At 72.1% G+C, this 26106-nt stretch carries 26 protein-coding genes; 22 read left to right on the forward strand and 4 right to left on the reverse strand.

Features of this window, described 5'->3' with window-relative positions:
- The first annotated feature begins 70 nt into the window (after positions 1-70).
- The 10 genes from secY (at position 71) to rplQ (ending at position 9062) form a co-directional block, all read left to right on the forward strand.
- Positions 71-1354 carry a preprotein translocase subunit SecY gene (gene secY, locus G7063_RS03250; RefSeq protein ID WP_166413110.1) on the forward strand — a complete coding sequence of 428 codons (1284 nt, stop codon included), beginning with the start codon at positions 71-73 and terminating at the stop codon, positions 1352-1354.
- Positions 1351-1929 (forward strand): adenylate kinase, encoded by a 579-nt coding sequence (locus tag G7063_RS03255; protein ID WP_166413112.1) that lies wholly within the window; start codon positions 1351-1353, stop codon positions 1927-1929. Before secY ends, G7063_RS03255 begins: the two co-directional genes overlap by 4 nt.
- A gap of 18 nt (positions 1930-1947) precedes the next feature.
- On the forward strand, positions 1948-2787 hold the full coding sequence (gene map, locus G7063_RS03260; RefSeq protein ID WP_166413113.1) for a type I methionyl aminopeptidase: 840 nt from the start codon (positions 1948-1950) through the stop codon (positions 2785-2787).
- A gap of 249 nt (positions 2788-3036) precedes the next feature.
- The gene (locus tag G7063_RS03265; protein ID WP_166413115.1) at positions 3037-5601 is read left to right on the forward strand and encodes a LuxR C-terminal-related transcriptional regulator; all 2565 of its coding nucleotides are present in this window, start codon (positions 3037-3039) and stop codon (positions 5599-5601) included.
- A 246-nt stretch (positions 5602-5847) separates the two neighbouring features.
- Positions 5848-6069 carry a translation initiation factor IF-1 gene (gene infA / locus G7063_RS03270; protein ID WP_012867920.1) on the forward strand — a complete coding sequence of 74 codons (222 nt, stop codon included), beginning with the start codon at positions 5848-5850 and terminating at the stop codon, positions 6067-6069.
- A gap of 78 nt (positions 6070-6147) precedes the next feature.
- A complete protein-coding gene (gene rpmJ / locus G7063_RS03275) occupies positions 6148-6261 on the forward strand; it encodes a 50S ribosomal protein L36 (protein ID WP_098457534.1) in 114 nt (37 codons plus the stop codon).
- Between the two features lie 182 nt (positions 6262-6443).
- A complete protein-coding gene (rpsM, locus tag G7063_RS03280) occupies positions 6444-6818 on the forward strand; it encodes a 30S ribosomal protein S13 (protein WP_166413117.1) in 375 nt (124 codons plus the stop codon).
- Positions 6819-6895: 77 nt separating this feature from the next.
- A complete protein-coding gene (gene rpsK / locus G7063_RS03285) occupies positions 6896-7303 on the forward strand; it encodes a 30S ribosomal protein S11 (RefSeq protein ID WP_102509332.1) in 408 nt (135 codons plus the stop codon).
- Positions 7304-7472: 169 nt separating this feature from the next.
- Entirely contained in the window at positions 7473-8477 is a 1005-nt protein-coding gene (locus G7063_RS03290) for a DNA-directed RNA polymerase subunit alpha (protein WP_166413118.1), read from the forward strand.
- A gap of 63 nt (positions 8478-8540) precedes the next feature.
- A complete protein-coding gene (gene rplQ, locus G7063_RS03295) occupies positions 8541-9062 on the forward strand; it encodes a 50S ribosomal protein L17 (RefSeq protein ID WP_166413119.1) in 522 nt (173 codons plus the stop codon).
- Positions 9063-9193: 131 nt separating this feature from the next.
- Here rplQ and G7063_RS03300 read toward each other — a convergent pair whose 3' ends face one another.
- The gene (locus G7063_RS03300) at positions 9194-9967 is read right to left on the reverse strand and encodes an ROK family protein (RefSeq protein WP_166415172.1); all 774 of its coding nucleotides are present in this window, start codon (positions 9965-9967) and stop codon (positions 9194-9196) included.
- 271 nt (positions 9968-10238) lie between these two features.
- Between G7063_RS03300 and truA the strand changes: the two genes are divergently transcribed.
- The gene (gene truA / locus G7063_RS03305; protein WP_166415173.1) at positions 10239-11141 is read left to right on the forward strand and encodes a tRNA pseudouridine(38-40) synthase TruA; all 903 of its coding nucleotides are present in this window, start codon (positions 10239-10241) and stop codon (positions 11139-11141) included.
- An 82-nt stretch (positions 11142-11223) separates the two neighbouring features.
- Here the strand turns inward: truA and G7063_RS03310 are convergent, their stop codons facing one another.
- The gene (locus G7063_RS03310) at positions 11224-11691 is read right to left on the reverse strand and encodes a DUF5709 domain-containing protein (protein WP_206188200.1); all 468 of its coding nucleotides are present in this window, start codon (positions 11689-11691) and stop codon (positions 11224-11226) included.
- 104 nt (positions 11692-11795) lie between these two features.
- On the opposite strand from G7063_RS03310, the gene G7063_RS03315 reads away from it, so the two are divergent.
- From G7063_RS03315 to G7063_RS03345, 7 genes are all read left to right on the forward strand, one after another.
- Positions 11796-13478 carry an ABC-F family ATP-binding cassette domain-containing protein gene (locus G7063_RS03315; RefSeq protein WP_166413120.1) on the forward strand — a complete coding sequence of 561 codons (1683 nt, stop codon included), beginning with the start codon at positions 11796-11798 and terminating at the stop codon, positions 13476-13478.
- Between the two features lie 29 nt (positions 13479-13507).
- Positions 13508-14431, forward strand: a complete 924-nt coding sequence (locus G7063_RS03320) for a rhodanese-related sulfurtransferase (protein ID WP_166413121.1) — start codon at positions 13508-13510, stop codon at positions 14429-14431.
- Between the two features lie 238 nt (positions 14432-14669).
- Complete coding sequence (gene rplM / locus G7063_RS03325) at positions 14670-15113, forward strand: 50S ribosomal protein L13 (protein ID WP_166413122.1); 444 nt, start codon at positions 14670-14672, stop codon at positions 15111-15113.
- Positions 15114-15161: 48 nt separating this feature from the next.
- Positions 15162-15653, forward strand: a complete 492-nt coding sequence (rpsI, locus tag G7063_RS03330) for a 30S ribosomal protein S9 (protein ID WP_166413123.1) — start codon at positions 15162-15164, stop codon at positions 15651-15653.
- A 277-nt stretch (positions 15654-15930) separates the two neighbouring features.
- Positions 15931-17295 carry a phosphoglucosamine mutase gene (gene glmM / locus G7063_RS03335; RefSeq protein ID WP_166413124.1) on the forward strand — a complete coding sequence of 455 codons (1365 nt, stop codon included), beginning with the start codon at positions 15931-15933 and terminating at the stop codon, positions 17293-17295.
- Positions 17292-17975 carry a peptide deformylase gene (locus G7063_RS03340; RefSeq protein WP_166413125.1) on the forward strand — a complete coding sequence of 228 codons (684 nt, stop codon included), beginning with the start codon at positions 17292-17294 and terminating at the stop codon, positions 17973-17975. The genes glmM and G7063_RS03340 overlap by 4 nt, the downstream gene beginning before the upstream one ends.
- Before the next feature lie 147 nt (positions 17976-18122).
- Positions 18123-18821, forward strand: a complete 699-nt coding sequence (locus G7063_RS03345; protein ID WP_166413126.1) for a DedA family protein — start codon at positions 18123-18125, stop codon at positions 18819-18821.
- On the opposite strand, the gene coaA is transcribed toward G7063_RS03345, so the two are convergent.
- Entirely contained in the window at positions 18769-19680 is a 912-nt protein-coding gene (coaA, locus tag G7063_RS03350; RefSeq protein WP_166415174.1) for a type I pantothenate kinase, read from the reverse strand. The two genes, G7063_RS03345 and coaA, sit on opposite strands and share 53 nt — an antisense overlap.
- Positions 19681-19799: 119 nt before the next feature.
- Between coaA and glmS the strand changes: the two genes are divergently transcribed.
- Positions 19800-21665 (forward strand): glutamine--fructose-6-phosphate transaminase (isomerizing), encoded by a 1866-nt coding sequence (gene glmS / locus G7063_RS03355; protein ID WP_166413127.1) that lies wholly within the window; start codon positions 19800-19802, stop codon positions 21663-21665.
- Between the two features lie 65 nt (positions 21666-21730).
- Here glmS and G7063_RS03360 read toward each other — a convergent pair whose 3' ends face one another.
- Entirely contained in the window at positions 21731-22717 is a 987-nt protein-coding gene (locus G7063_RS03360) for an LLM class F420-dependent oxidoreductase (protein WP_166413128.1), read from the reverse strand.
- A gap of 72 nt (positions 22718-22789) precedes the next feature.
- Between G7063_RS03360 and G7063_RS03365 the strand changes: the two genes are divergently transcribed.
- From G7063_RS03365 to tsaE, 3 genes are read left to right on the forward strand one after another with little or no spacing between them, the layout of a single operon-like run.
- The gene (locus G7063_RS03365) at positions 22790-24400 is read left to right on the forward strand and encodes an NAD(P)H-hydrate dehydratase (RefSeq protein WP_166413129.1); all 1611 of its coding nucleotides are present in this window, start codon (positions 22790-22792) and stop codon (positions 24398-24400) included.
- Positions 24401-24415: 15 nt separating this feature from the next.
- Positions 24416-25597 carry an alanine racemase gene (gene alr / locus G7063_RS03370; protein ID WP_166413130.1) on the forward strand — a complete coding sequence of 394 codons (1182 nt, stop codon included), beginning with the start codon at positions 24416-24418 and terminating at the stop codon, positions 25595-25597.
- Positions 25594-26106 carry a tRNA (adenosine(37)-N6)-threonylcarbamoyltransferase complex ATPase subunit type 1 TsaE gene (tsaE, locus tag G7063_RS03375; RefSeq protein ID WP_166413131.1) on the forward strand — a complete coding sequence of 171 codons (513 nt, stop codon included), beginning with the start codon at positions 25594-25596 and terminating at the stop codon, positions 26104-26106. The genes alr and tsaE overlap by 4 nt, the downstream gene beginning before the upstream one ends.

A 26106-nucleotide genomic window follows, 5' to 3' on the forward strand; every position in this document is an offset into this window, starting at 1 on the left:
CGCGGTCGCCCTGGACAGCATCGCTGTGCGGTGCCACGATTCCCGTCGCTCGGCGGGGCAGGAGGAACTCGTGTTTGGCGCATTCGGACGGGCATTCCGCACACCCGACCTGCGGAAGAAGCTGCTCTTCACGATCGCGATGATGGCGCTCTACCGTGTCGGGTCCTTCATCCCGGCACCGGGGGTCGACTACGCGAAGGTCCAGAGCTTCTCCTCCGGCGAGAACGCTCTGCTCGACATGATCAACCTCTTCAGCGGTGGGGCTCTCATCCAGCTGTCGATCCTCGCGCTCGGCATCATGCCGTACATCACCGCGAGCATCATCATCCAGCTGCTGCGGGTCGTCATCCCCCGTTTCGAGGCCCTCCACAAGGAGGGGCAGTCGGGTCAGACGAAGCTCACCCAGTACACGCGCTACCTGACGATCGGCCTCGGCATCCTCCAGGCGACGACGATCGTCACCCTTGCGCGGACGGGTCAGCTTTTCGGAGGCACAGAGAGCCTGCTCGTCGACGACTCGTGGGGGACCGCGGGGCTCATGATCCTCACGCTCACCGCCGGCACCGGCGTCATCATGTGGATGGGTGAGCTCATCACGGAGCGCGGCGTCGGCAACGGCATGTCCCTCCTCATCTTCACCTCGATCGCTGCGGGCTTCCCCGGGATCATCAGCTCCGTCGCCGGTGGCAACAACGGCTTCCGCAACACCCTGATCTTCGTCGTCATGGTCGTCGCGGTGGTCGCCGTCATCGTCTTCGTCGAGCAGTCTCAGCGTCGCATCAACGTGCAGTACGCCAAGCGCATGGTCGGACGCCGCATGTACGGCGGCACGAGCACCTACATCCCCGTGAAGATCAACATCGCGGGCGTCATCCCCGTGATCTTCGCGTCGTCAATCCTCCAGGTGCCCACGATGCTCGCGCAGTTCGGGCCGGCGGACAGAGCCTGGGTGCGTTGGGTGAGCGAGAACCTCGCCCTCCCGAGCGCGCCGCTGCACCTCGTGCTCTTCACCGTGATGATCGTGTTCTTCGCGTTCTTCTACACGGCGATCACGTTCAACCCGGACGAGGTCGCGGACAACATGAAGAAGTACGGCGGCTTCATCCCCGGGATTCGCGCGGGCCGTCCGACGGCCGAGTTCCTCGACTACGTCATCACCCGCATCACGACGGTCGGCGCGCTCTACCTCGCGCTCGTCTCGCTCATCCCGACGTTCGTGTTCATCCTGCTGGGCATCTCGAACGTTCCGTTCGGCGGGACGTCGATCATCATCATCGTCGGTGTCGGCCTCGACACGGTCAAGCAGGTCGACTCCCAGCTCCAGCAGCGTCACTACGAAGGGTTCCTCCGATGAGCGCACGTCTGGTCCTCCTCGGTGCACCGGGTGCGGGCAAGGGCACGCAGGCCGCCCGCCTCTCCGAGCGCCTCGGCGTCCCCGCCATCTCCACGGGCGACATCTTCCGCGCCAACATCAAGGGTGGCACCGAGCTTGGCAGGCTTGCGCAGTCGTACACCGACAAGGGCGAGCTCGTCCCGGACTCGGTGACGAACGACATGGTGCGCGCGCGCCTCGCCGAGCCTGACGCGGCCGAGGGCTTCCTGCTCGACGGCTACCCGCGGAACACCGCGCAGGTGGCCGAGCTCGACGTCATCCTCGGTGAGCTCGGCGTCGAGCTCGACGGCGCCGTCGAGCTCACGGCTGACCCCGAGATCGTCACCGCGCGTCTTCTCAAGCGTGCCGAGATCGAAGGCCGCGTCGACGACACGGAGGACGTCATCCGCACGCGCCTCGCGATCTACGGCGAGCAGACGGCCCCCGTCTCGGGCCTCTACGCGGACCGCGACGCGCTCGTCGCCGTCGACGGAATCGGCGAGCTCGACGAGGTCACCGACCGGCTGCTCGCGGCGATCGCACCGCTCGTCGGCTGACCCGCGCGAGGAACGTCGATGTTCGGCATCGAGCGTGTCGAGCTCAAGACACCTGACGAGGTCCGTCTCATGCGTGAGGCGGGCCTCGTCGTGGTCCGTGCGCTTGCAGCGGTCCAGGAGGCCGCCCGACCGGGCGTGACGACGGCCGAGCTCGATGCCATCGCGGCGGCTGTCATCACGGCGGCCGGGGCGACGGCGTCGTTCCTCGGTTACCAAGGGTTCCCTGCGAGCACGTGCATCTCGGTCAACGACGAGGTCGTCCACGGCATCCCGGGGTCGCGTGTCCTCGAACCGGGCGACGTCGTCTCGATCGACTGCGGCGCGATCGTCGACGGATGGCACGGCGACTCTGCGGTGACGGTCGTGCTCGATGACGCTGACCCCGAGGACGTCGCGTTGAGCCGTGCGACCCACGACGCGATGTGGGCCGGCATCGCCGCCCTGCACGATGCCTCCCGGATCGGCGAGGTGAGCGCGGCGATCGACGAGGCGATCACCGCGGCGGGGGAGGAGCACGGCCTGGTCTACGGCATCGTCGAGGAGTACGTGGGTCACGGCATCGGCACTGAGATGCACCAGACGCCCGACGTCCCGAACTTCCGGTCGCGCGAGAAGGGTGCGCGGGTGCGCCCGGGCATGTGCGTCGCGATCGAGCCGATGGTCTGCCGCGGCGAACGCTTCACGCAGGTCTGTGAGGACGACTGGACCGTCGTCACCGACGACGGGGCCCGCGCCGCGCACTGGGAGCACACTGTCGCCGTGCTCGAGGACGGTCTCTGGGTGCTCACGGCTGCGGACGGCGGTGCGGAGATGCTCGCGGCCGCAGGGGTTCCGCTCAGCGCCATGAGTCGTGGCTGAGGCCCCCACAGGGTGGTAGCACCCCTCGGCGTCCACAATGATTGAACTCGGCGTGCGAGATGTCCTACGTGCACCTACCGTGGCGTGATGTCTGGGTCGTAGGGCCCAGTTTGCACCGCGATCTCCGCGTGCGGCCTCCCTCGCCTGGGTGCGGACACTCAGGCTCACCCCGGGCGAGCCGTCTAGCGTGGTCGCAGCCGCCCCAACCGGGCGGTCCACACCAGCCACGTCTCGGGGGAGCGTGTTGACATGACCATCGGAGTACCCGTGCGCGCGGATGCCGCGCACCAACCAGCCGCAAGAACCAACTACCGAGGCCTTCCCAGGACCCAGTCGTCCAGGGCGCCTCTCTCCAGGAACCTCGCCAACACCAGCGGTCCTGAACCGCTGACGATCGTCCGGGCCCCGCACGGCTTCGGCAAGTCGACGCTCGCCGCACAGTGGCTGCGGGCTCTCCAGGAGGAGGACCTCGACGTCGTCTGGCTCGGAGCGGACATCGTCCCGGTGCCCGACGAGGCCCCTGCAGCCGCCTTCTGGCACCAGCTCGTCGCCCGCCTCATCGAGGTGACACCGGGCAGCAGGGCACCCCTCGGCGCCGCCGGTCCCGACGACGCGCTGCACGTGCTGCTCTCGCGCGAGCGGCCCGTCGTCGTCGTCATCGACCGTCTCGAGCAGCTGCCCGGCGCCGGCCACGCCCTCGAGAGCTCGCTCCTCGACCTCGTCAAGGCGGCGGAGCAGCTCCACCTCATCGTGTGCGCACGAGAGGTCGGGCTCCTCGAGGTCGTCGGCGCAGCAACCGTCGACTCGCGCGTGCTCCGCCCGGCAGACCTTGCGCTCAGCGCCGAGGACGTCTCGGCGCTCGCTGCGCAGCAGGGCCTCCCGCTCGGCCGCGAGGCAGCGGCGCAGCTCGTCGAGGACACCGGCGGCTGGCCCGCCCTCGTCCGTGTCGTGCTCGCCGGGACCGCGGTCGCCCACCTCGGTGCCGACGACGTCGTCGTCGACCTCGACGCGGGACGTTGGTTCCTTCGCGCCGCCTGGGACGAGTTCGCGACGCCCGGTCTCGCCGACCTCGTCCTGCGGACCTCGCTCCTCGCCGAGTTCACGGTGGAGCAGGCGGCGGCGCTGTGTCCCGGCGTCGACGTCAAGGCCTGCCTCTCCGTCCTCCAGGGCGCAGGGCTCGTGCGGAGCCGCACCGTCGGGGGTACCACGGTGCTCTCGCACCTCACCGCCGTCCGCCGCGAGTGCGTGCAGCGGCTGCGTGCCGAGCAGCCCGAGCTCTTCGCAGAGCTCTCCCGTACCGTCGCGCGTGAGCTTCTCGCCGAGGGGCGCGCGGGAACCGCTGTCGTCCACCTCGTGCGGGCACGCCTGTGGGACGAGCTCGTCGAGAGCGTCGAGTCTGGATGGCACGCGCTCGTCGGGTACGGCGAGCACGAGCTGCTCGGTCTGCTGGAGCGGCTTCCCGCCGAGGTCGTCGCGCGCAGCGCGCGCCTCGTCGTGCTGCGGGACTACGTCGCGGTGAGAAGCACGGGTGCCGAGGTCCAGGGCGTCGCGCCCGCGGTGCCCGGGACGCTCGCTCCGTTGCTGCGCCGTGTCTTCGAGGTCCCAGGCGTCGAGCCGATCGCGCGCGCCCAGGACCCGACCGTGCGCTACCGGGACGTCGAACCTCAGGTGCGTCGCCGGCTCGCCCTCGTGCTGTGCGAGTGGGCCACCGAGCGGCTCGTCGCGGGCGACTCGCCCGTCGCGCGCGTCGCGTTCGCCGACGCGCACCTGCTCGCCGACGAGCTGGCCGACGCGCGGTTGCGGACCCGTGCTGCGGTGGGCGCGGCGCTGGTCGACGTCGTCCACGGGGAGATCTCGTCGGCTGCGCGCTGGCTCGCGACCCTCGACGACGACGCGCCGGACGTTCTGGCGACCGAGCCCGCGCTCGCGACGTTCGTCGCCGCGACCCAGGCGCTCGTCGCCGTCGGGCGCCTCGACCCGCGGGCCCCGGAGCTCGAGTCGTTCCTCGCCGCCGACGACGTCGTCGACGAGGCGCGTGGTCTCGCGGTGACCGTCCGGCTCCTCGCGGCACTCGTGCGAGGCGACCACGACGTGATGGCGGAGGCAGACGAGGCGGCAGCCGCTCGGTCGACCGCCGGTGAGCCGGAGGACCTCGTCGGCAGCATCGCGACCTCCGCCCGCATCGACCTGCTGCTCGCCCAGAGCAGGATCTTCCAGGCGCGGTCGCTCCTCGCCCGTGCCGCCGGCCAGGGAACCGCCTACCTCCTCGCTCGCGCGCGGACGGCGTACCACGGCGGCGACTTCGCGCGCGCCGTCGCGCTCGCACGCCAGGGCATCGCGGTCCAGCCGGCGGTTCCTCGGCTGCAGGCGGGCATGCTCCTCGTGCTCGCCGCCGCAGAGTCGGCACGAGGGCATGAGGCCGAGGCCGCGCACGCGGCCCGTGAGGCGCTCGCCGTGTGCACGACGTCCGGCCTCCTCCAGTACCTCGCGTACACGCCCCGCCACGTCCTGCGCAGCCTGTGCGACGACGTGCCGGGTCTGGCCGAGGCGCTCGACGACCTCGAGGCCCGGGGTGTCCCCGACATCCTCCCTGCGCCGCGCGTCGTCGCCGAGCTCTCCGAGCGGGAGCGTGAGGTGCTCGAAGCGCTCGCGAGCGCCGACTCGCTCGGGGCCGTCGCCCGTCGGCTCTACCTCACGACGAACACGGTGAAGACCCACCTGCGCTCGATCTACCGCAAGCTTGGCACCCACTCCGCGGCAGAGACCGTGCAGCGGGCCGTCGAGTGCGGGCTCATCGAGCCGCCGCAGGGCTGAGCCGAGAAGGAGCATGGCGCGTCGGGGCGGGGCCGAGAGGCCCCGCCCCGACGTGTGACAGCGACCACGAGATCCGGACTTTCTCATCCTTGCTCCATCGCGTAGGATGGTGCGTTGGCATGTGTCATGCATGCCAACCATCCCTGGCACGTACCTCTCGGCGGAGCACCGTCGGTCGGACCGTGCCTGAAGACGTCCGCCGGGCGTCGGTCCGGATGGGACGTACAACCAGGAGCAGCGGAGGACATGGCGAAGAAGGACGGCGTCATCGAGATCGAGGGCAGCGTTGTCGAAGCCCTGCCGAACGCGATGTTCCGCGTGGAGCTGGCCAACGGCCACAAGGTCCTCGCGCACATCTCGGGCAAGATGCGACAGCACTACATCCGGATCCTCCCCGAGGACCGTGTGGTGGTCGAGCTGAGCCCGTACGACCTGTCCCGCGGCCGGATCGTCTACCGCTACAAGTAACCCGTCCCCGAGACACTGCCGTCGGACGGACGTGCGCACCGCGAGGTGCGGGCGGCCGGGCGAGGCGGAGGAACCACGATGAAGGTCAAGCCCAGCGTCAAGAAGATCTGCGACAAGTGCAAGGTGATCCGTCGCCACGGCCGCGTCCAGGTCATCTGCGAGAACGTGCGGCACAAGCAGCGCCAGGGCTGATCCACCGGATCAGCACCAGCCTGCACGTGTAGGTACGAGCAGACCAGCCCCACGACGGGGCGCCAGCGCATCACCACCGACCGTCCACGGACGTGAGGAACCCTCGGCTCGGAGGCCGGGGCCCGCGACTCGCGGGGAGATGATGCACCAGACCTCCGAACGCACCACAGGAGCCAGAACACATGGCACGTCTTGTCGGCGTCGACCTCCCCCGCGAGAAGCGGGTCGAGATCGCGCTCACCTACATCTACGGCGTGGGTCGCACCCGCGCCAAGCAGGCTGTCGCCGCGACCGGCATCAGCCCCGAGGTTCGCGTCAAGGACCTCGGCGAGGCAGAGCTCGTCGCTCTGCGTGACTTCCTCGAGGGCAACTTCAAGCTCGAGGGTGACCTCCGTCGTGAGGTGGCTGCCGACATCCGCCGCAAGGTCGAGATCGGCTGCTACGAGGGCCTGCGTCACCGTCGTGGCCTTCCCGTGCGCGGTCAGCGCACGAAGACCAACGCGCGTACCCGCAAGGGCCCCAAGCGCACCGTGGCCGGCAAGAAGAAGGCCCGCTGACGCTCTAGCAGCAGTCCACGCAGCGCCCTCCCGGCTGCAGCGTGGTTCGATGACCTCAACCAGGAGAGATTTAGGACATGCCTCCCAAGACTCGTGCCGCGTCCGCCGCGCGCAAGCCTCGTCGCAAGGACAAGAAGAACATCGCCGTGGGCCAGGCCCACATCAAGTCGACGTTCAACAACACGATCGTCTCGATCACCGACCCCACGGGTGCTGTCATCTCGTGGGCGTCCTCGGGCCAGGTTGGCTTCAAGGGCTCCCGCAAGTCGACGCCCTTCGCCGCCCAGCTCGCCGCCGAGGCCGCTGCGCGTCGTGCGCAGGAGCACGGCATGAAGAAGGTCGACGTCTTCGTCAAGGGACCCGGCTCCGGCCGTGAGACCGCGATCCGCTCGCTCCAGGCCGCCGGCCTCGAGGTGGGCTCGATCCAGGACGTCACGCCCCAGGCTCACAACGGGTGCCGTCCCCCGAAGCGCCGCCGCGTCTGATCCGCGCAACGCACCGCCGGGCCGGTCGCTCGACCGGCCCGGCGGAGCAGCGCCGCACCACGGTGCGGCACACGACTCACCACGTCGTTTGTCTCGCGGGTCCACCCGTCAGGCAGCTCTTCATCTGTGAGACGTCATATGGCGGACGCTCACTGAAAGGACAGAACCAGTGCTGATCGCACAGCGCCCCACGCTGACCGAAGAGGTCATCTCGGAGAACCGCTCCCGCTTCTCCATCGAGCCGCTCGAGCCCGGCTTCGGCTACACGCTCGGCAACTCGCTGCGCCGTACGCTCCTGTCGTCGATCCCCGGCGCGTCCGTGACGTCGATCCGCATCGACGGTGTGCTCCACGAGTTCACCACGGTGCCGGGTGTCAAGGAGGACGTCACCGAGATCATCCTCAACATCAAGGGTCTCGTCGTCTCCTCGGAGAACGACGAGCCCGTCGTCATGTACCTGCGCAAGCAGGGCTCCGGTGCGGTCACCGCCGCGGACATCGTTCCGCCGGCGGGCGTCGAGGTGCATAACCCCGACCTCCACATCGCGACCCTCAACGAGAAGGGCAAGCTCGAGATCGAGCTCACCGTCGAGCGTGGCCGCGGCTACGTCTCGGCCGCGCAGAACAAGTCGTTCGACGCCGAGATCGGTCGGATCCCCGTCGACTCGATCTACTCGCCCGTCCTCAAGGTGACCTACAAGGTCGAGGCGACGCGCGTCGAGCAGCGCACGGACTTCGACAAGCTCATCGTCGACGTCGAGACGAAGCCCGCGATCTCCCCGCGCGACGCCCTCGCGTCCGCGGGCAAGACGCTGGTCGAGCTCTTCGGCCTCGCCCGTGAGCTCAACGTCGAGGCCGAGGGCATCGAGATCGGCCCGTCCCCGACGGACGCCGCGCTCGCCCAGGACCTTGCGCTGCCCATCGAGGAGCTCCAGCTCACGATCCGCTCGTACAACTGCCTCAAGCGCGAGGGCGTCCACACCGTGGGCGAGCTCGTGTCGCGCAGCGAGGCGGACCTCCTCGACATCCGCAACTTCGGCTCCAAGTCGATCACCGAGGTCAAGGAGAAGCTGGCCGGTCTCGGCCTGGGTCTCAAGGACTCGATCATCGACTTCGACCACACCGGCGCCTACGGCGACGGTGACGCGGGCGACTACGACTCCGCGCAGTACTGACGTGGTCCGCCCGGTGCCTGACCCGCACCGAGGCGACCGAACCCATCTCTAGGAGCAACTTCAATGCCTACCCCCAGCAAGGGCGCACGGCTCGGTGGCAGCCCGTCGCACGAGCGCAAGATCCTCGCGAACCTCGCGTCGCAGCTCATCACGCACGGCCAGATCACGACGACCGAGACGAAGGCCCGCCGCCTCCGTCCCGTCGTCGAGCGTCACATCACGTTCGCGAAGCGTGGCGACCTCGCCGCGCGTCGTCGTGTGCTGCGCACGCTGACCGACAAGACGGTCGTCCACATCCTCTTCACGGAGATCGCCCCGCAGATGGCGGAGCGTCAGGGCGGCTACACGCGCATCATCAAGGTCGCGCCGCGCAAGGGCGACAACGCGCCCATGGCCGTCATCGAGCTCGTCACCGAGCCCGTCTCGCCGAAGCAGGCTGTCGTCCGTGAGGCGACCAAGGCCGCCGAGAAGGCCGCCAAGGTCCCCACGCCGGCGTCCGCGAAGTCGGCGGACTCGCCCGAGTCGGCTGACTCGGCGCCGTCGGCCCCCTCGGCCGAGGAGACCACGGAGGAGACGAAGGCCTGAGCCTGAGTCCTCTCGACGAGAGCCCGTGCACCTGTGGTGCACGGGCTCTCGTGCTGTCCGGCCTGCGTCTGCGGGTCGATCGTGCGGTCGTGTCCTCTCGCTGGTCGTTCCTGGTGGATGTGCGGTCGAGGTCAGGCCGCTCCGTCCCACAGCTGCCACGCCCGCACCCCGCCGACGAGCGCGGCCGAGTTCGGGACGACGACGACGTCCGGGCCGAGCCGGTCGAGCACAGCGGGTGAGACGCGGCGAGCGTTGCCGCCACCGAGGTGGAGCCGGTCCCAGCGGAACACCGGGACGAGGCCCTCGACCGCGCGCAGGACGCGCCGCGACCACAGCCCGTCGCCCAGGCGCCTGCGCTCGGGCTCGCCGAGGTATTGGTCATAGGTCGTGCCCCGCCGCACGGGCGCGTGGGAGAGCTCGAGGTGCGGCGCGAGGACGCCGCCGTCGAAGTGGGCGGAGCCGAGCCCCGTCCCGAGGGTGAGGACGAGCTCGAGCCCGACGCCCGCGACGACGCCCGCACCGTGCAGCTCGGCGTCGTTGACGACGATCGTCGGCAGCCCGGTTGCGGTGACGAGGGCAGCGCGCAGGTCGTGACCGTCCCATGCGCGGACGAGACCGGGGTCGACGCGTGAGCGCGGACCGGCGACCGTGACGTAGTGCGGGGTCGCGACGACGACCCCGTGCCGGATCATCCCGGGCAGCCCGACCGAGAGCCGGCCCGCGCGCGGCAGGGTCTGTGCGATGTCGACGATCGTGCGCACCAGCAGCTCGGGGGGCAGCGGATAGGGCGTCGGGACGCGGGTCGCCGGGGCGTGCAGCGTTCCTGCCTCGTCGAGGACCGCGGCCTTGAGGCCGCCGCCCCCGCAGTCGACGGCGAGCGTGAGAGGGCTGTGGCGCTGCTCCATCGGTCCACGGTAGCGGCCGGGCTGGTCGCTCACCGTACGCACGTCGCCCACGGCGCGCAGGGTGCGCACGGAACCCAGGGTGCTCGCGGCTGGTAGGCCCGGCGGTACCGTCGCAGGCGACAGGCGACAGGCGACAGGCGGCAGGCGGCGGGCGGCAGGCGGCAGGCGACAGGCAACAGGGCACGGGCGGGGGAGGGGCTAGGGCTAGGCCTCAGGCTGGGGCCGGGGCGGGATGCGGCGTGGTCAGTGGCGTCGTGCGCGGTGCGGGATGATGGTCGGCGTGATCCGCGTCCGACTCGACCTCGCCTACCGGGGCACCGACTTCGCCGGCTGGGCCCGCCAGCCCGCGCTGCGCACCGTGCAGGGCGCCCTCGAGGAGGGTCTCGCGCGGGTCCTGCGTCTCGACGACGTGCGGCTCACGGTGGCGGGACGCACGGACGCGGGCGTGCACGCCCGCGGGCAGGTCGCGCACCTCGACGTCCCGCTCGACGCGTGGGACGCCCTGCCGGGGCGCTCTGGTCGGACGCCCGGGGACGCGCTCGTCGCCCGTCTCGCAGGCGTCCTGCCGACGGACGTCGTCGTCCACGCGGCCACGCCGGCGCCCGACGGCTTCGACGCGCGCTTCGGCGCGCTGCGTCGCCGGTACACCTACCGGGTCGCGGACACGCCCGCGAGGTTCGACCCCCTCGCGCGCGACCACGTGCTGTGGAACCGCAAGCCGCTCGATGTCGACGCCATGCGTCGTGCGACCGCGCCGCTCACGGGGCTGCGTGACTTCGCGTCGTACTGCAAGCCGCGCCCCGGCGCGACGACGATCCGGGAGCTCCAGGAGCTCACGTGGCGCCGGGAGACGGCGGGGCCGGAGGCGGGGCTCGTCCTTGCGTCGGTCCAGGCCGACGCGTTCTGCCACAACATGGTTCGCGCGCTCGTCGGGGCGTCGATCGCCGTGGGAGAGGGGCGCCGCCCCGAGTCGTGGCCGCTCGAGGTGCTCGAGGCGCGCACACGCGTCGGCGGGCCGACCGTCGTGCCTCCTCACGGGCTCGTGCTCGAGGAGGTCGTCTACCCGCCCGACGCCGAGCTCGCGGCGCGCGCCGAGCGGGTGCGCGCACGGCGGCTCGACGAGGAGGTTCTCGACGCGTCGGGGAACGTCGTGCCCGAGGCACCGAACGCCTGACGCGTCGCTCGCCCACCGTCCGCAGGACTCGCGCGGACCCGGAGCCACGGCGCGACGTGACGCCTGACCCGCGGTCGGCCCCTCAGGCTCCTTCGTCGCGCACGTCGAGGTCCGCGTCGTCGTCCGCGTCGTCGACAGGTTCGCCGGCCGTGCGGGCGTCCTCGGACTCGAGGCTCTCCTGCGTGACGACGTGCACCGCGAGCTCCTCCTCGGTGGGCGCCCCGCCGTCGACGCCGACGGACGTCGCGTACACGTCGTTCTCGCGCTCGGGCATGCCGCCGTCGTCCGCGACGAGGCGACCGGCGAGGCTGTCGTCGCGCGCGCCGTCGCGCGAGTCCTCGGGGAGCTCCTGCGCGAGCCGCCCGCGGAGCGGCTCGTCCTGTCCCGACTCCCACGCGGTCTGGCCCCAGCGTTCCGTCGCATCCTCGAAGGGCGGGTCGTAGCCCGCATCAAGGACGTCGGCGCCCTGGTCGTCGAGCAGCATGTCCTCGAGCGAGGCCTGGTCGGTGCCCTGCTCCGCGCCGTCTTCGGCGCCCGTCGAGTCCGTCATGGTGCGCTCCTTCGCGTCCCTCCCCACGGTGCCACGTCGCGCGCGACGTGGCCAGTCCTCATTTTCCGTCGCCCGAGCCCCTCGGGCACTGGGAGGATGGACCCATGGGTCATGTCGACGTCTCCGGGATCTCCTACACGCTTCCCGACGGCCGCGAGCTTCTCGCGGACGTCTCGTTCCGCGTGGGCGACGGCGCCAAGGTCGCGCTCGTCGGGCCGAACGGCGCCGGCAAGACGACGCTGCTGCGCCTCGTCACCGGGGAGCTCGCACCGCACGCGGGCAAGGTGTCGCGCTCGGGCGGGCTCGGCGTCATGGACCAGATGATCGGGCGCGTCGACGACGCGCGCACCGTGCGCGACGTCCTCGCGGACCTCGCGCACGACGCGATCCGCACGGCCTCCCGCGAGCTCGACGCTGCCGAGACGCTCATGATGGAGCGCGACGACGAGCCGACGCAGATGCGCTACGCGCAGGCGATCGCCGACTGGGCGGACGTCGGCGGCTACGAGGCTGAGGCGACGTGGGACGAGGTGACGGACGAGGTCCTCTCGATCCCGTTCGACCGGGCGCAGCACCGTGAGCTGCGGACGCTCTCGGGCGGCGAGCAGAAGCGGCTCGTCCTCGCTGCGCTCCTGCGCGGGCCGGACGAGGTCCTGCTGCTCGACGAGCCCGACAACTACCTCGACGTCCCGACCAAGCTCTGGCTCGAGGACCAGATCGTCACGTCGCCCAAGACCATCCTCTACGTGACGCACGACCGCGAGCTCCTCGCACGGACGGCCACGTCCGTCGCGACGATCGAGCAGACGTCGCTCGGCGGCGACGTCTGGGTGCACGGCGGCGGCTTCGACACCTACCTCGAGGCGCGCAAGGACCGGATGGCGCGGCTCGAGGAGCTGCGGCGGCGCTGGGACGAGGAGCACGCGAAGCTCCGCACCCTCGTCATGACGCTCAAGACGCGCTCCGCCTTCAACGACGGGCTCGCGAGCCGCTACCAGGCAGCACAGACGCGCCTGCGCAAGTTCGAGGAGGCCGGCCCGCCCCAGCTCGTCGCGCGTGAGCAGGACGTCCGCGTGCGGCTCGTCGGCGGGCGCACCGCCAAGCGTGCCGTCGTGTGCGAGGAGCTCGGGCTCGCGGGCCTCATGAAGCCGTTCTCGACCGAGGTCTGGTACGGCGAGCGTGTCGCGGTGCTCGGGTCGAACGGCTCGGGCAAGTCGCACTTCATGCGCCTCCTCGCAGGCGGCGGCACCGAGCCCGGACCGGACCAGGCTCCCGTCGAGCCGGGACGCGTCGCCCGTGTCGAGCACACGGGACGAGCGATGCTCGGCTCGCGCGTGCGACCCGGCTGGTTCGCGCAGAACGACCCGCACCCCGAGCTCGTCGGCACGACGCTCCTCGACATCCTCCACCGCGGCGAGGGCCACCGCGCAGGCATGGGACGCGAGCAGGCGTCGAAGGCGCTCGACCGCTACGAGCTCGTCGAGCAGGCCGAGCAGCGCTACGAGACGCTCTCGGGCGGGCAGCAGGCCCGTCTGCAGATCCTTCTGCTCGAGCTCGGCGGGGCGACGCTCCTGCTGCTCGACGAGCCGACGGACAACCTCGACCTCCACTCGGCCGAGGCCCTCGAGCGGGGGCTCGCGGCGTTCGACGGCACCGTGCTCGCGGTGACGCACGACCGCTGGTTCGCGCGCGGTTTCGACCGCTTCCTCGTCTTCGGGGCCGACGGCGTCGTCATCGAGTCCGACGAGCCTGTGTGGGACGCCGGACGCGTCGAGCGCGCCCGCTGAGGCCCGCACGCACGGCCTAGGCTGGGGGAGTGGCCACCTACCGCACCGTCCTCTTCTACGCGTTCGCACCCGTCGCCGACCCTGCCGCCGTCCGCCTCTGGCAGCGCGAGCTTGCCGGTCGGTGGAACCTCACGGGCCGCGTCGTCGTCGCGCCGCACGGCATCAACGCGACGCTCGGCGGGCGTGTCGAGGACCTCAAGCAGTACGTCAAGGGCACACGGCAGTACCCCGGGTTCGAGCGTCTGGACGCGAAGTGGGCGGCCGGCACGGGGGAGGACTTCCCGCGGCTCAGCGTCAGGGTGCGCCCCGAGCTCGTCGCGTTCGGGGCACCTGAGGCTGTGCGTCTGAGCCCGGACGGGATCGAGGGTGGTGGCGCCCGTCTCGACGCCGACGGTCTCGACGCGCTCGTCGCGGAGCGGGGCGAGGACGTCGTCATGCTCGACGGCCGCAACACGTACGAGGCGAGCATCGGGCGCTTCCGCGGGGCCTTCGTGCCCGACGTCACGACGAGCCGCGACTTCCTCGGCGAGATCGACGCGGGGCGCTGGGACCACCTCAAGGACCGGCCGGTCGTCACGTACTGCACGGGCGGCGTCCGCTGCGAGGTGCTGTCGGTGCTCCTCAAGGACCGTGGGTTCAGCGACGTCTACCAGATGGACGGCGGCATCGTGCGGTACGTCGAGGCGCGCGGGACGGAGGGGCTCTGGGACGGTTCGCTCTACGTGTTCGACGGGCGCGGGCACGTCGAGGCTGCGGGTGCGCGCTCGCTCGGGGAGTGCGAGCGGTGCGGGGCGTCGACCGCCCGCTTCGAGAACTGCGCGGACGCAGGCTGCCGCACGCAGCGGCTCGTGTGCGAGGCGTGCGCGCCCGCGACGGCGCACGATCGGTGCCCGGCGTGCGTGTCCGAGCGGCCTGCGGCGTGGTCGCCGCGGCCCGCGACCGTGGTTCTGTGACCCGTCCCGACCTGCTCGGACGGGCCGGAGAATGCTCCGCGCCCACGGTGTGACGCACGTGGCTCCCGTGGCGCTTTGACCCCGTGGTGCCGTGGCGGCTATCCTTGCAAGTCGTTGTGCTTCCAGCCGTGACCGGTGCCCCCCACTCGCCAGGTCGTGAGAGAAGCCTTCAACCGACCTCGCCGGAGCGTCCAGACGCGCCGGAGAAGACACAGCAACCGAAACGAAGGCTACGACCGTGCGTACGTACACCCCGAAGCCCGGCGACGTCCAGCGCGACTGGTACGTCATCGACGCGACCGACGTCGTCCTGGGCCGTCTCGCCAGCCAGGTGGCAACCCTGCTGCGTGGCAAGCACAAGCCCACCTTCGCCCCGCACGTCGATGGCGGCGACTTCGTCGTCATCATCAACGCTGACAAGGTTGCCCTCACGGGCAACAAGCGGGAGCAGAAGAAGGCCTACCGCCACTCCGGGTTCCCGGGTGGCCTTACGGCCACCTCCTACTCCGAGCTGCTCGCGAAGAACCCCGAGCGCGCGGTGGAGAAGGCCGTCCGCGGCATGCTCCCCAAGACGACGCTCGGCCGTCAGCAGCTGGGCAAGCTCAAGGTCTACGCGGGTGGAGAGCACCCGCACACCGCGCAGCAGCCCAAGCCGTACGAGATCACCCAGGTCGCTCAGTAGGCTCCCGCCTGCTGATCGGACGCATCCAAGGACGCGAGGACACCTACAGTGGCCGACACCATCGTCGACAACGACACCCTGGGCGAGGACGTGCCCAGCAGCTACACCTCCGAGACCCCTGCTGCGCAGCAGGGCCGTGGCCAGAGCATCACTGCTCCCGGTCAGGCCCTCGGTCGCCGCAAGGAGGCGATCGCGCGCGTGCGCCTCGTCCCCGGCACGGGTCAGTGGAAGATCAACGGTCGCACCCTTGAGGACTACTTCCCCAACAAGGTGCACCAGCAGCTCGTGAACTCCCCGTTCGCGACTGTCGACGTCGAGGGTCGCTTCGACGTCATCGCCCGCATCTCGGGCGGCGGCACCTCGGGCCAGGCCGGCGCTCTGCGCCTCGGCATCGCCCGTGCGCTCAACGAGATCGACCGTGAGGCCAACCGCCCCGCGCTCAAGAAGGCCGGTCTGCTCACGCGTGACCCCCGTGCCGTCGAGCGCAAGAAGGCCGGTCTCAAGAAGGCCCGCAAGGCTCCTCAGTACTCCAAGCGCTGAGCCAGCCCCGCGCTGCTTGCTCCGAAGGGTCCGACGGTTCGCCGTCGGGCCCTTCGGGCGTTCCGGGGCCGTGCCCTGCGGCGACACCCTGCCGTGGAAGCGCGTCCGCGGGCGGTAGGCTGGTCTGCGGCGACCGGTCAGCCCTGCGTCGCGGAGGAGCGGTGCAGGGCGTCGTGCGGAGGGATACCGCGCGCACGGCGGCGCTGTCAGAGCCCGGGCGACCGGGCACCAGCGACAGACGCGGTCCGCCCACGGCCCGCGGGGCAAGGAGCGACCCATGGGTCGGCTGTTCGGGACCGACGGTGTGCGAGGGCTCGCCAACCGGGACATCACCGCTGAGCTCGCGCTCGATCTCGGCGCCGCCGCCGCGCACGTGCTCGGCACGTCGGGCGGGTTCAAGGGACTGCGGCCGCGCGCCGTCGTCGGGCGCGACCCCCGGGTCTCGGGCGAGTTCCTCTCGTCCGCGCTCTGCGCCGGTCTGGCGAGCGCCGGCGTCGACGTCGTCAACCTCGGTGTCCTGCCGACGCCAGGCGTCGCCCACCTCACCGCGACCGCGAACGTCGACCTCGGCGTCGTCATCTCCGCGTCGCACAACGCCATGCCTGACAACGGCATCAAGTTCTTCGCACGCGGGGGCCTCAAGCTCGCCGACGACGTCGAGGACGCGATCGAGGCGCGCCTCCACGAGGAGTGGGAGCGCCCGACCGGCGCGGCCGTCGGGCACATCACCTCGGATCGCGGGACTGCCGTCGAGGCCTACGTCGAGCACCTCATCGGTGCGATCGGCGCCGACGGCGACAGCACACCGCTCGAGGGCCTGCGCGTCGCGGTCGACTGCGCCAACGGCGCCGCGAGCGAGGTCGGCCCGGCCGCGCTGCGTGCCGCGGGTGCCGATGTCGTCGTCATCAACGCAAGCCCTGACGGGCGCAACATCAACGAGAAGTGCGGCTCGACGCACCCCGAGCAGCTCCAGGCGGTCGTCGTCGCGTCGGGCGCCGACTTCGGAGTCGCGTTCGACGGCGACGCGGACCGCTGCCTCGCGGTCGACCGTCGCGGCGAGCTCGTCGACGGCGACGCCATCATGGGCGTCCTCGCGCTCGCGCTCAAGGACGAGGGCCGGCTCGCGCACGACACCCTTGTCGTGACGATCATGAGCAACCTCGGGCTGCTCCTCGCCATGCGCGACGCGGGCATCACGACCGTCCAGACGGGCGTCGGCGACCGCTACGTGCTCGAGGCCATGCGCGAGGGCGGGTTCTCGCTCGGCGGCGAGCAGTCCGGCCACATCATCCTCGCCGACCACGCGTCGACCGGCGACGGCGTCCTCACGGCGCTCACGCTCGCGCACCGCATCATGTCGACGGGGCGCACGCTCGACGAGCTCGCCTCGGCGATCCCGCGCCTGCCGCAGGCCCTCGTCAACGTGACCGGCGTCGACAAGGTCCGTGCCGCGACGGACGAGGGGCTGCTCGCTGCGGTCCAGGACGCCGAGAAGCTCCTCGGTGGCTCGGGACGCGTCGTCCTGCGGTCCTCGGGCACCGAGCCGCTCGTGCGCGTCATGGTCGAGGCCGCGACGCAGCTGCAGGCCGACGGGGTCGCAGCTCGCCTCGCCGACGTGGTGCGTGACAGGCTCTCCCTGTGAACAGCTTTCCAGGTCCCGTCCTCCCCGAGCTGCGTGACGCCGTCCGCGGGCTCCTCGACGCCCATCCGGACGGCGTGCTGCCGATCGTCCAGGCCGGGCACCCCGTCCTGCGGCAGGTGGCTGCGACGTACACGGGCCAGCTCGGAGACGTGCTCGACGACCTGCTCGCCGCGATGGTCGCGACGATGCACGCCGCGCCCGGCGTCGGCCTCGCCGCCCCGCAGATCGGCGTGGGCCTCGCCATCGCTGTCCTCGAGGACCCGGGCCTCCCCGCGGGGTACGGGACGGTCGCGGACGCCCGCGAGCGTGCCGCGCTCCCGCTCCGGGTGCTCGTCAACCCGACGTACGAGGCTGTCGGCGACGAGCGTGTGACGTTCTACGAGGGGTGCCTGAGCGTCGAGGGCTATCAGGCGTCGGTCGCACGCCACCGCTCGGTGCGCGTGCGCGGGCTCGACGGTTCCGGTGCGGTCGTCGAGGAGGTCGTGCACGGCTGGCCCGCGCGCATCGTCCAGCACGAGACCGACCACCTGCACGGCACGCTCTACGTCGATCGTGCCGAGACGCGCTCGCTGTGCGCGAACGCGACGTACGCAGCGCTGTGGTCCGACGAGGCCGTGCCGCGGCGTGCGTCGCACGAGCTCGGCTTCCCGCTCGAGGTCGCCTCCGCCCCGGGGCGGTGAGCGGTTCCGCCCGTGGGATGATGTGAGCCGCGGCACGGGCGCCGAGGATGGACGTGGCACCTGGCCCGCGAGGGACTTTCCCCGTGCCGCCCGCCCACCGACGCACCTAGCGTGGAGGGACACCATCCCTCCGGACGACAGGACGCCATGATCGAGCTCGTCTCGCAGATCGCCCGCGACGTCGAGGCGTGGATCCTCGCGCTCACGTCGTCGTGGTGGGTCTTCGTCGCGCTCTTCGCGCTCTGCACGATCGACGGCTTCTTCCCGCCCGTGCCGAGCGAGTCGATCGTCATCACGCTCGCCGTCACGGCGCACACCACCGGTGCTCCGAACATCTGGCTCGTCCTCGTCGTCGCGATGGCCGGCGCGTGGTGCGGCGACCAGATCGCGTTCTCCCTCGGCCGATGGATCGGGACCGATCGCATCCCGTGGCTGCGGTCCGACCGTGGTCGGAGAACGATCGAGCGGGCCGAACGGGCGATCGCGCACCGCGGCGCGTCGTTCATCCTCGGCGCGCGATACGTGCCGATCGGCAGGGTCGCGGTCAACATGACCGCGGGCGCCGTCGGGTACAAGCGGGAGCGCTTCGTCGCGGTGACGGCGGTGGCCGCCGTCATGTGGGCGGTCTACTCGGTGCTCATCGGCCTCGCGGCCGCGACGTGGCTCGGCCACTCGACGCTGCTCGCGATGGCGGTCGGCGTCGTCGGCGGTGTCGTCACGGGCGTCGCGATCGACCGGATCATGGCGTGGGTCGCGCGGCGCCGGGCTGCGCGGGCCGAGGAGCCCGCCACCGTCACAGCTTCCGAAGCCGCACCCGTTGGATCGAGTGGTGCGCACCCTTCGTGAGGACGAGCGTCGCGCGTGAGCGCGTCGGCAGGATGTTCTCGACGAGGTTGGGGGCGTTGATCGTGTCCCAGATCGACTCGGCCTTCGAGATCGCCTCGTCGTCCGTGAGGTCCGCGTAGCGGCGGAAGTACGACTCGGGGCGGGCGAACGCGGTCGCGCGCAGCGACAGGAAGCGGTCGACATACCACTGCTTGACGTCCGCGGTGCGGGCGTCGACGTAGATCGAGAAGTCGAAGAAGTCGCTCACGGCGAGGCTCGACGCGGAGTCGACGGCCGAGCGCGCAGGCTGCAGGACGTTGAGACCCTCGACGATGAGGACGTCAGGACGCCGCACGACGACGTGCTCGTCCGGGACGATGTCGTACGTGAGGTGGGAGTACACCGGCGCGCGCACCTCGGCGTGGCCGGCCTTGACCTTCGTGAGGAAGCGCACGAGCGCGCGCCGGTCGAAGGACTCGGGGAAGCCCTTGCGCTCCATGAGGCCTCGCCGTTCGAGCTCTGCGTTCGGCAGGAGGAACCCGTCGGTCGTCACGAGCTGGACGTTGGGGGTCTCGGGCCAGCGGGCGAGCAGGTGGCGCAGGACGCGAGACGTCGTCGACTTGCCGACCGCGACCGACCCGGCGACGCCGATGACGTACGGCGTGACCGGAGCGTCCTCGTGGAGGAAGGTCGACGTCGCGGAGTGCAGGCCGCGCGTCGCGGTGACGTAGAGGTTGAGCAGGCGGGACAGGGGGTGGTAGATCGCCTCGACCTCGGGCAGCTCGATCGGGTCACCGAGGCCGCGCAGGCCGTCGAGGTCGGTCGCGGTGAGCGGCAGCGGCGTCGAGGCAGCGAGCCTGCTCCAGGCGGTGCGGTCCATCTCCACGTACGGGGAGCGGGGGACCGGAGGCGTCGGGGTCACCGTGCGATTGTCCACCCCACGAGGCCGGGGGCGAAACGCGCGGGCATCGTGGGAGCGCTGCCCCTAAGATCGCACCCATGTGTGGAATCGTCGGACACGTCTCGTCCCAGCAGCCCTCGGGCCGCACCCTCGAGGTTCTCCTCGAGGGTCTCGGCCGCCTCGAGTACCGCGGATACGACTCCGCGGGCGTCGCGCTCGCGGTCCCGGACACACCGAGGGTCGCCTCCGCGAAGCGAGCAGGCAAGCTGGCGAACCTGCGCGCGGCCCTCGAGCTCCACCCGCTCCCCGCCGCGACCGCAGGCATCGGGCACACCCGCTGGGCGACGCACGGAGCGCCGACCGACGTCAACGCGCACCCGCACATCGCCGACGGCGGCCGCCTCGCGCTCATCCACAACGGCATCGTCGAGAACTTCGTGCCGCTCAAGGCTGAGCTCCTCGCCGCCGGCGTCGAGTTCGCCTCGGAGACGGACACCGAGGTCGCCGCGCACCTCCTCGCCCGCGAGTATGCGGCGACGGGCGACCTCACGGCCGCGCTGAGCGCCGTCGCCCGCCGCCTCGAGGGCACGTTCACGCTCCTCGCGGTCCACGCCGACCACCCCGACGTCGTCGTCGGCGCCCGGCACGACTCCCCGCTCGTCGTCGGGCTCGGCGAGGGAGAGAACTTCCTCGGCTCCGACGTCGCCGCGTTCATCGCGTTCACGCGCGAGGCGCTCGAGCTCGGCCAGGACCAGGTCGTGACGATCACGCCCGACGCCGTCACCGTGACCGACTTCGACGGCAACCCCGCCGAGGCCCGCCGCTACACGGTCGACTGGGACGCGTCCGCCGCCGAGAAGGGCGGCTTCGGCTCGTTCATGGACAAGGAGATCCACGACCAGCCCAAGGCCGTCGCGGACACCCTCCTCGGCCGGCTCGACGAGCGCGGTCGCCTGCAGCTCGACGACCTGCGCATCGACGAGGCGCTCCTGCGCTCGGTCGACAAGATCATCGTCATCGCGTGCGGTACCGCGGCCTACGCCGGGCACGTCGCGAAGTACGCGATCGAGCACTGGTGCCGCATCCCCGTCGAGGTCGAGCTCGCGCACGAGTTCCGCTACCGCGACCCGATCGTCACGCCGCGCACGCTCGTCGTCGCCGTCTCGCAGTCGGGCGAGACGATGGACACGCTCATGGCCGTGCGTCACGCACGCGAGCAGGGTGCCAAGGTCGTCGCGATCGTCAACACGCACGGCTCGACGATCCCCCGCGAGTCCGACGCCGTCCTCTACACGCACGCCGGTCCCGAGATCGCGGTCGCGTCGACGAAGGCGTTCCTCTCGCAGATCACCGCCGCCTACGTGCTCGGCCTCTACCTCGCCCAGCTGCGCGGCAACAAGTTCCCCGACGAGATCCGCCAGACGCTCGCCGAGCTGCGCGAGATGCCGTCGAAGATCCAGATCATCCTCGACCGCGCGGAGTCGGTGCGCGACGTCGCGCGCTCGATGTCCGAGGAGAAGAGCGTGCTCTTCCTCGGTCGCCACGTCGGCTTCCCCGTCGCGATGGAGGGAGCGCTCAAGCTCAAGGAGCTCGCGTACATCCACGCCGAGGGCTTCGCGGCAGGTGAGCTCAAGCACGGCCCGATCGCGCTCATCGACGAGGGGCAGCCCGTCATCGTCGTCGTCCCCTCCCCGAAGGGACGGGACTCGCTGCACTCGAAGGTCGTCTCGAACATCCAGGAGGTGCGGGCGCGCGGTGCGCGCACGCTCGTCGTCGCGGAGGACGGCGACGAGGACGTCGTGCCGTTCGCCGACGAGATCTTCCGTATCCCGGCCTCGCCGTCGCTCCTGTCGCCCCTGCTCGCCGTCGTGCCGCTGCAGATCTTCGCGTGCGAGCTCGCGACGGCGAAGGGCCTCGACGTCGACCAGCCCCGCAACCTCGCGAAGTCCGTCACGGTCGAGTGACCGTCTGACGCGCGACGGCCGCGGTCCCGACAGGGACCGCGGCCGTCGTGCGCGGGGCGTGCGTGTCAGCGCAGCTCGGGCGCGACGAGCTGCTCGAAGAGGTCGAGCGAGCGCGTCTCGTACGAGACGAGCGGCACGTAGAAGATCGCGTACCCCATGCCGAGCGCGCCCATGCCGCGCAGGTTCTCGACGACCTGCTCGGGCGTGCCGACCCCCGGCGCGCCGAGGAGGCTGGCGACCTCGCGCTCGGCGGCCTCGGCCGACACGGTGCGTCGCAGGTGCTCGCCGTAGCGCTCGACCGTCTCGGTGACCTCCGCCTCGGTCTCGCCGAGGACGAGGTTGAAGTTGGCCGACCGCGTGATCTCCCCGTAGTCGCGGCCGAGGTCGCGGCAGTGGGCCTCGAGCACCGTGCTCTTGTGCGCGAAGACCTCGGGGTCGCCTGCGAAGTTCGTGTAGTCGGCGTAGCGTGCCGCGGTGCGCAGCGTGCGCTTCTCGCCGCCGCCCGCGATCCACGTGGGCAGGCGGCCCGCGAGGGGCTGCGGGTAGCACATCGCGCCGTCGACCGTGTAGTGCTCGCCCGCGAACGTCGCCGAGCCCGTCTCCCACATCTGCTTCATGATCTCGACGCCCTCGTCGAGCATCGTGAGGCGCTCCCCGGCACGCGGGAAGCCGTAGCCGTACGCGCGCCACTCGTGCTCGTACCAGCCGGCACCGATCCCCATGTCGACGCGCCCGCCCGAGATGACGTCGGCCGTCGCCGCGACCTTCGCGAGGTAGGCGGGGTTGCGGTAGCCCATGCACGTGCACATCTGGCCGAGGCGCACGCGCGACGTCGAGGCGGCGAACGCGGACATGAGCGTCCATGCCTCGTGCGTCGCCTCCGCGACGGGCTCCGGAACGGTGTGCACGTGGTCGTACACCCAGATCGAGGCGAACGTGTCGCCCTCGTCGGCGCGGCGGGCGAGGCCCGACATGACCTGCCAGTGATCGGCCGGCGCGATGCCCGTGAGGTCCTGGCGCCAGCCCTGGGGGATGAAGAGTCCGAGTTCCATACGCACACCGTAACCGGGCTGCGGGGCTGGTCCTCCCGCGCGCACCGCGCCGCTGTGGGTGAGGATGGACGCATGATCGAGGCAGTGACGAGCGACAGGATCCGTGCGGCCGAGGGGCCGCTGCTCGCTGCGGGGGTGCCTCTCATGGAACGGGCGGCGCACCTCGTGTCGCTGCGGGTCGCGGACGTCCTGCGGACGCGCGCCGGGGCGGTCGCGGGGGCGCGCGTCCTCGTGCTCGTCGGCCCGGGCAACAACGGCGGCGACGGCCTGCACGCGGCCGCGCTCCTCGCGCGGCGCGGTGCGCGCGTCACGGCGGCTCTCCTCGCCGAGCGGGCGCACGCCGCAGGGCTCGCGGCCGCGCGCGACGCGGGCGTGCGGCTCGTCGCGAGCCCCGGCAAGGACCGCCGCGCCGCGGACCCGGACGTGCCGCGGGCCGCGCAGGTCGCCGTCGCGCGCGAGGCGCTCGCCGCCCACGTCGTTGTCGACGCGCTGTGCGGCATCGGTGCGAGCGGCGCCCTGCGCGGCTCGGCGGCGCGCGTCGTCCGCGAGATCAACCGGGGGCGTGACGTGGCGGCGTCGCCGTACGTCGTCGCCGTCGACGTGCCGAGCGGGATCGGCGTCGACGACGGCGTCGTCCCCGGGCCCGTCCTCGCGGCCGACCTCGTCCTCGCGTGCGGCGGCCCCGTCGCGGGACTCCTCCTGCCGCCGGCCTCCCGGCTCGCCCCCGTCGTCGAGGTCCTCGACCTCGGCGTCGACGTGCCCGAGCCGGGGGAGCAGGTCGTCCGGCGCGTCGAGGACGCGGACGTGCGCGAGCTGTGGCCCGTGCCGCACGCGACCGACGACAAGTACGCGCGCGGCGTCGTCGCGGTCGTCGCAGGGTCGCGCCCCTTCCCGGGGGCGGGTGTGCTGTGCGCCGGCGCCGCCGTCGCGTCGGGCGCGGGCATGGTGCGCTACGTCGGTCCACGACGTGCCGAGGACCTCGTCCTCGCGGCGCACCCTGAGGTCGTTCCGGGCGACGGCCGCGCGCAGGCGTGGGTCGTCGGCCCGGGGCTCGAGCCCGACGACGAGGACACCGAGCGGCTCGTGCGCGCAGCCCTCGGCCGCGCCGGCGCAGGCTCGGAGGGGCACTTCGCCGCGACGGGCGTGTGGGGCTCGGGCGCGGGCGCCGTGGACGGCGGCGTCGTGCCCGTCGTCGTCGACGCGGGGGCGCTCGCCCTCCTGCCGACGCGCTGCGCGCCGTGGGTCGTCCTCACGCCCCACGCGGGCGAGCTCGCCCGCCTCCTCACGTCCCGCGGCCGCAGCGTCTCGCGCTCCGCGGTCGAGGCCGCACCCGCCGAGCACGCCGCGGAGGCCGCGCGGCTCACGGGCGCGACCGTGCTGCTCAAGGGGGCGACGACGGTCGTCGTCGGTCGCGGCGGCGTGCTCGCGCAGGCCGAGGCCCCCGCCTGGCTCGCGACCGCAGGGGCGGGCGACGTCCTCGCGGGGCTCCTCGGCACGCTCCTCGCTGCGCGCGCCGCCGACGCGGTGCGGGACCCCGCGCTCGTCGCCCGGCTCGCGGCGCTCGCCGCGCTCGTCCACGGACGCGCGGCCCACGACGCCAACCCGGGCGGTCCCGTGAGCGCGTCGGCCGTGGTCGCGCAGCTCCCGCGGACGATCGCCCGGCTCCTCGCGGCCCGCGCGTAGTGGGAGAATGACAGGGTGAACGAGCCCTGGTACCCCGCGCGGGCCGTCGTCGACCTCGACGCGGTCCGCAGCAACGTCCGAGTGCTCCGCGACGCCGCCCCGGGCGCTGCCGTCATGGCTGTCGTCAAGGCCGACGCCTATGGGCACGGCCTCCTTCCCGTCGCGCACGCCGCGCTCGCGGCCGGTGCGACGTGGCTCGGCGTCGCCCAGCCCTCCGAGGCCCTCGCGCTGCGCGCTGCCGGGATCACGGCGCGCACCTTCACGTGGCTCTACGCCCCCGGTGCCCCGCTCGCCGAGCTCGTCGCGGCCGACGTCGACGTCTCCGTCCACGCGCCGTGGGCCGTCGAGGAGGTCGCTGCCGCGGCCCGTGCCACGGGCCGCCGAGCGCGCGTGCACCTCAAGGTGGACACGGGTCTGGGCCGCTCGGGCATCCTGCCCGAGCACCTGCCCGAGGTCCTCGCGCGGCTCGTCGCGCTCCAGGCCGACGGGCTCCTCGAGCTCGTCGGTGTGTGGTCCCACCTCGCGTTCGCCGACGAGCCCGAGCACCCGACCGTGCGTGGGCAGGCCGACGTCTTCGACCGCGCCGTCGACCTCGCCGAGCGTGCGGGCGCGCACCTCGAGGTGCGCCACCTCGCGAACTCCGCCGCGACCCTCACGACGCCGCGCGTCCACCACGAGCTCGTGCGCCCGGGGCTCGCCGTCTACGGGCTCTCGCCCGTGCCGCAGCTCGGCGGTCCCGAGGCCTACGGTCTGCGGCCCGCGATGACGCTCGAGGCCCGTCTCGCGACCGTCAAGGCGGTCCCGGCCGGGCAGGGTGTGTCCTACGGCCACGCCTACCGGACGACGCAGCCGACCCTGCTCGGCGACGTGCCGCTCGGCTACGCCGACGGCATCCCGCGCCACGCGTCGGGCACGCAGGACGTCCCCGGCGCACCGCTCCGCGTCGGGGCGGGCCCCGCCGCGCGCACGCTGCACGTCACGGGCCGCGTCTGCATGGACCAGCTCATGGTCGACCTCGGGCCGGACGCCACCGAGCGTGCGGGCGACACCGTGACGCTCTTCGGCGATGGCGCCACGGGCGTCCCGACGGCCCAGGACTGGGCCGACGCGTGCGGCACCATCAGCTACGAGATCACCACCCGCCTGGGCGCGCGCGTGCCGCGCGTCCACCTCCACGCCGAGGAGACCCCCGCGTGACCGCTCCGACCACGACGACCTTCGACCTGCCCGACGCCGCCGCGACGCGGGCCTGGGGCACCGCGCTCGCGGGCCTCCTGCGCGCGGGCGACCTCGTCGTCCTCACGGGCGACCTCGGCGCTGGCAAGACGACCCTCACCCAGGGCATCGGTGCAGGCCTCGACGTCCGCGGGCAGGTCGCGTCCCCGACGTTCGTCATCGCGCGCGTCCACCCGCCGCTGCACGACGGGCCCGCGCTCGTCCACGTCGACGCGTACCGGCTCGGGTCGCTCGACGACGTCGACGCGCTCGACCTCGACACGTCCCTCGAGGACTCCGTGACGATCGTCGAGTGGGGCGAAGGACTCGTCGAGGGACTCGCCGACGACCGTCTCGAGGTGACGCTCGCGCGGCCGCGCGGCGACTTCGACGAGGACGAGGACGCGTCCGCGGGTGTGCGCCACGTGAGCGTCCGGGCGGTCGGGGACCGGTGGTCGGACGTCGTCGTCCCACGACCCCACGTAGGCTGA

It is taken from the genome of Sanguibacter sp. HDW7, from assembly GCF_011300875.1.
Lineage (GTDB): Bacteria > Actinomycetota > Actinomycetes > Actinomycetales > Cellulomonadaceae > Flavimobilis.

Coding starts and splice junctions, on each gene's coding strand:
- rplQ (WP_166413119.1), top strand. CDS start 8,541: ATGCCTACCCCCAGCAAGGGCGCACGGCTCGGTGGCAGCCCGTCGCAC.
- G7063_RS03265 (WP_166413115.1), top strand. CDS start 3,037: ATGACCATCGGAGTACCCGTGCGCGCGGATGCCGCGCACCAACCAGCC.
- G7063_RS03315 (WP_166413120.1), top strand. CDS start 11,796: ATGGGTCATGTCGACGTCTCCGGGATCTCCTACACGCTTCCCGACGGC.
- G7063_RS03300 (WP_166415172.1), bottom strand. CDS start 9,967: ATGGAGCAGCGCCACAGCCCTCTCACGCTCGCCGTCGACTGCGGGGGC.
- glmS (WP_166413127.1), top strand. CDS start 19,800: ATGTGTGGAATCGTCGGACACGTCTCGTCCCAGCAGCCCTCGGGCCGC.
- truA (WP_166415173.1), top strand. CDS start 10,239: ATGGTCGGCGTGATCCGCGTCCGACTCGACCTCGCCTACCGGGGCACC.
- G7063_RS03310 (WP_206188200.1), bottom strand. CDS start 11,691: ATGACGGACTCGACGGGCGCCGAAGACGGCGCGGAGCAGGGCACCGAC.
- G7063_RS03365 (WP_166413129.1), top strand. CDS start 22,790: ATGATCGAGGCAGTGACGAGCGACAGGATCCGTGCGGCCGAGGGGCCG.
- map (WP_166413113.1), top strand. CDS start 1,948: ATGTTCGGCATCGAGCGTGTCGAGCTCAAGACACCTGACGAGGTCCGT.
- G7063_RS03255 (WP_166413112.1), top strand. CDS start 1,351: ATGAGCGCACGTCTGGTCCTCCTCGGTGCACCGGGTGCGGGCAAGGGC.
- infA (WP_012867920.1), top strand. CDS start 5,848: ATGGCGAAGAAGGACGGCGTCATCGAGATCGAGGGCAGCGTTGTCGAA.
- glmM (WP_166413124.1), top strand. CDS start 15,931: ATGGGTCGGCTGTTCGGGACCGACGGTGTGCGAGGGCTCGCCAACCGG.
- rpsK (WP_102509332.1), top strand. CDS start 6,896: ATGCCTCCCAAGACTCGTGCCGCGTCCGCCGCGCGCAAGCCTCGTCGC.
- G7063_RS03360 (WP_166413128.1), bottom strand. CDS start 22,717: ATGGAACTCGGACTCTTCATCCCCCAGGGCTGGCGCCAGGACCTCACG.
- G7063_RS03345 (WP_166413126.1), top strand. CDS start 18,123: ATGATCGAGCTCGTCTCGCAGATCGCCCGCGACGTCGAGGCGTGGATC.
- rpsM (WP_166413117.1), top strand. CDS start 6,444: ATGGCACGTCTTGTCGGCGTCGACCTCCCCCGCGAGAAGCGGGTCGAG.
- coaA (WP_166415174.1), bottom strand. CDS start 19,680: ATGGACCGCACCGCCTGGAGCAGGCTCGCTGCCTCGACGCCGCTGCCG.
- rpmJ (WP_098457534.1), top strand. CDS start 6,148: ATGAAGGTCAAGCCCAGCGTCAAGAAGATCTGCGACAAGTGCAAGGTG.